Consider the following 3243-nt stretch of genomic DNA (forward strand, 5'->3'; position numbering starts at 1 on the left):
GCTCCAGATCCTTGAGCTTGCGCTCCAGGGAGTCGAGACGCGGCAGTGCCATGGTGTCGTCCTCGGCCGTGAGGTCGACGGTCACCGCGTCAGCTCCTTTGCGAGCGGGCTGCAGGGAGGGACGCGAGCGGACGGGCAGCGGCTCCGGCGCGGATATGGCAGGCTCCGCGGTGACCTGCGAGGAGCCGCGCTCCACCTGCACCTCCAGCTGCCGGCCGCCACCACGGCCGAAGTGGCCGCGGTGACCGCGGCTGATCGCCTTCAGCTGGGCCCGCTCCACGCGCTGCTGGTCGCGGCGCCGCTGCCGGGCCTCGTCCTTCTTGCGCTTGTCGTCGCGCACCTCGTCGACCGCCTCGTCGAGGCTGCGCACGCCCTCCAGGAGCATCAGCGACCACGCGCTGTACGTCTCCCGGGGGGCCCGCAGCCAGCGCACGATACGGATCTGCGGCAGCGGGCGCGGCACCAGGCCCTGCTCCCGCAGGGCGGCGCGGCGGGTCTGCTTCAGCGCGCGGTCGAAGAGCACCGCCGCCGACAGGGACATGCCGGCGAAGAAGTGGGGGGCACCCGCGTGGCCGATCCCCCTGGGCGCGTGCACCCAGTTGAACCAGGCCGCGGCGAAGGCGAACGTCCAGACCAGTATCCGGGAGCCGAGCGCGGCGTCACCGTGGCTGGCCTCGCGCACCGCGAGCACGGAGCAGAACATCGCGGCGCCGTCCAGGCCGAACGGGACGAGGTACTGCCAGCCGCCGCTGAGGCCGAGGTTCTGCTCGCCGAAGCCGACCAGGCCGTGGAAGGAGAGTGCGGCGGCGACGGCCGCGCAGCAGAAGAGGAGGACGTAGGAGACGGTGCCGTAAAGGGCCTCCTTGCGTCTGCGGCGTTCCTCGTTGCGCTCCCAGGAATCGTCCGCGCTCGTGTCCTTGACCGAGGAGCGCTTGCCGCGCGCGAGAACCGCTATCGCCGCCAGCATGCCCAGGAGAAGCACGGCGCCCGGAAGCAGCCAGTTCAGCGATATGTCGGTCAGTTTCATCTGGGTGGTCCCTTGCATTGGGATAGGGCGTAACGCCCGCCATAGTGGCCCAATCCCAACGGCCCTCAGGGGGTTTCGGGGCAAGAGGCCGCCAAGGAAGTGCAAGGGAATGTTCAGGGCGGCGTTCTGCTCGAACTGCCGCGTGAGGGGCGGGAGTTGAGTTCGAACAAGACTACCCGTACGGGTGGTTCTGCGGAAAGTTGCTGCGAGTTTCCGCGATGATCTTACGGGAGGAGCCGACTATTTCTGAGTGCGTGTCAACTGGCCGTGGCCAGCAGCTTGGTGACCCGGTCGGTGTCGCAGGTGCGCGGGCAGGTGGCGCACGTGTCCTGCGGGCGCAGCGTGTAGAACATGCAGCAGCTCGCGCGGTCCCGGGTGCGCAGCGGCTCGCCGCCGGGGCCGGTCAGCTCCCGGAACGCCGCCGTCCCCACGTACGGCTTCGTCGCGCCCGGCAGGAGCAGCTCCAGCTCGCGCATCGCGCGCCGTTCCTCGATCTCGCCGAAGAGCTGGGCGGTGTACCAGAGCCCCTCGACGATCTCGTCGGTCGCCATGCCCCACAGGGCCCGGCCGCGACGCCGCATCCGTGGTCCGAAACCGGTCAGGACCGGCTCGAGGTGCTCGGCGACCGCCGACCGCACCTCGGCCCGCAGTGCCTCCTCGTCCGGAACGACCCGGGCGCCGGGCAGCGTGGCGGCCTCGTCGCCGGGCAGACAGGCGAAGCCGGCCGGGCGGACGGCCATCCGGCCGATGGGGTGGCCGGGGGCGGTGCGGTCGTACGAGACGTGCGTCACGGGGTAGCGGGGCACGCGGCGGTTCAGGAACCAGGGGACGGTGATCAGCAGGCAGGCGGGCCAGGCGTAGCGGTGCAGGCCGAAGCTGGCGACGACGTCGGGGCGGGCCTGCTGGTCGTAGTCCCGTCGTATCTGGTCCTCGTCCCAGGACAGGAAGGCGTCGAGGGCGGGGCCGGCGGCCGCGAGGTCGGTGGCCGCGGCCCAGCCGCCGCCCTGCGGGGTCGCGTCCTCGGGGTTCAGTTCGGTGACGGCGAGCCCCGGGAGGACCTCGGCCAGACGGGCGTAGGCGCCGGAGACGACCGAACGGGGCTCGGGCATGCGATCACCGATCTACTCAGAGGTAAGCCTAACCTAACCCAAGATCGCTGGGATTTGAACTGGCGCTCGGGGCGCTTATGGTGCTTGACGGACGAGTAACAACCCGCCGTAATGACCCCAAGTACCGATACGTCCGGAGGAGGACCCGTGAAGCAGGGGGCGCAGGGCTCCGTCGGGACGGAGGCTTCGTGGGCCGGAGTGGGGTCGGGGGCGGAGCCGGCTGCGGGGGCAGGTGCGGGGTCGGGTGTGGGGTCGGGTGTGCCGGTCGGGCAGGCTCGGGTGCCGCGGCAGGCCGGGGCGGTGGGTGCCGAAGGGGCGGGTGCCGAGGGGGCGGTGCGCGGTGAGCACACGCACAGTGAGCCCGCTCTCCCGCGGCCTCGGGCCGTCGTCCAGCGGTCCTCCGTGCGCGGGCAGATCGTGGACGCGCTGCGGGCCGCGCTGGTGGCCGGGGATCTGAGGCCCGGTGAGGTGTACTCGGCGCCGGTGCTGGGTGAGCGGTTCGGGGTGTCGGCGACGCCGGTGCGGGAGGCTATGCAGCAGCTCGCCATCGAGGGTGCCGTCGCGGTCGTGCCGAACCGTGGGTTCCGGGTGGTCGAGCGGGGGGCGCGGGAGCTGGCGGAACTGGCCGAGGTCCGGTCCCTGATCGAGGTCCCGGTGATGTTGCGGCTGGCGCGTACCGTTCCCGCCGAACGCTGGGCCGGGCTGCGGCCTCTCGCCGAGGCGACGGTCCGCGCGGCGTCCTCCGGCTGCCGGGCTACCTATGCGGAGTCGGACCGGGTGTTCCACCGTGCGGTGCTGTCGCTCTCCGGCAACGAGCAGTTGGTCCAGATCGCGGAGGACCTGCACCGGCGGGCGCAGTGGCCGCTGGTCGGGGGTGGGCCGGGCGGTCGGGGGCGGGCCGATCTGGTGGCGGACGCGCATGAGCACACGGCGCTGCTGGACGCGTTGATCGTCCGGGATCTGGATGTGGTGCGGGTGCTGGTGGGGGAGCACTTCGCGGGTGCGGGCTGAGGGTGCGTGTCGCGCCTGCGCGGTGGTGGTGGGTCGGGGCCGTGTCGGGGGGTGTCCGTCCTCGGAACGGCGCGATGGGGTCGGATATCAATTGAC

The 3243-nt window shown here is 72.0% G+C and carries 3 protein-coding genes; 1 reads left to right on the top strand and 2 read right to left on the bottom strand.

Annotated elements, in window-relative coordinates:
- On the bottom strand, positions 1 to 1027 hold a 1027-nt coding region (locus ACFTZL_RS43225; protein WP_382595616.1), incomplete at its 3' end, for a DUF2637 domain-containing protein.
- A 257-nt stretch (positions 1028 to 1284) separates the two neighbouring features.
- Positions 1285 to 2136: a (2Fe-2S)-binding protein gene (locus ACFTZL_RS43230; RefSeq protein ID WP_382595619.1), complete on the bottom strand. Its 852-nt coding sequence runs from the start codon at positions 2134 to 2136 to the stop codon at positions 1285 to 1287.
- A 147-nt stretch (positions 2137 to 2283) separates the two neighbouring features.
- Between ACFTZL_RS43230 and ACFTZL_RS43235 the strand changes: the two genes are divergently transcribed.
- Positions 2284 to 3147 (top strand): GntR family transcriptional regulator, encoded by an 864-nt coding sequence (locus tag ACFTZL_RS43235; protein WP_382595622.1) that lies wholly within the window; start codon positions 2284 to 2286, stop codon positions 3145 to 3147.
- Positions 3148 to 3243 lie beyond the last annotated feature (96 nt).

The sequence above is a fragment of the Streptomyces sp. NPDC056948 genome (assembly GCF_042674225.1).
GTDB lineage: Bacteria > Actinomycetota > Actinomycetes > Streptomycetales > Streptomycetaceae > Streptomyces > Streptomyces purpurascens.

What these genes read in the sequence shown, in the direction of transcription:
- ACFTZL_RS43230 (WP_382595619.1), bottom strand. Translation starts at nt 2,136, where the DNA reads ATGCCCGAGCCCCGTTCGGTCGTCTCCGGCGCCTACGCCCGTCTGGCC.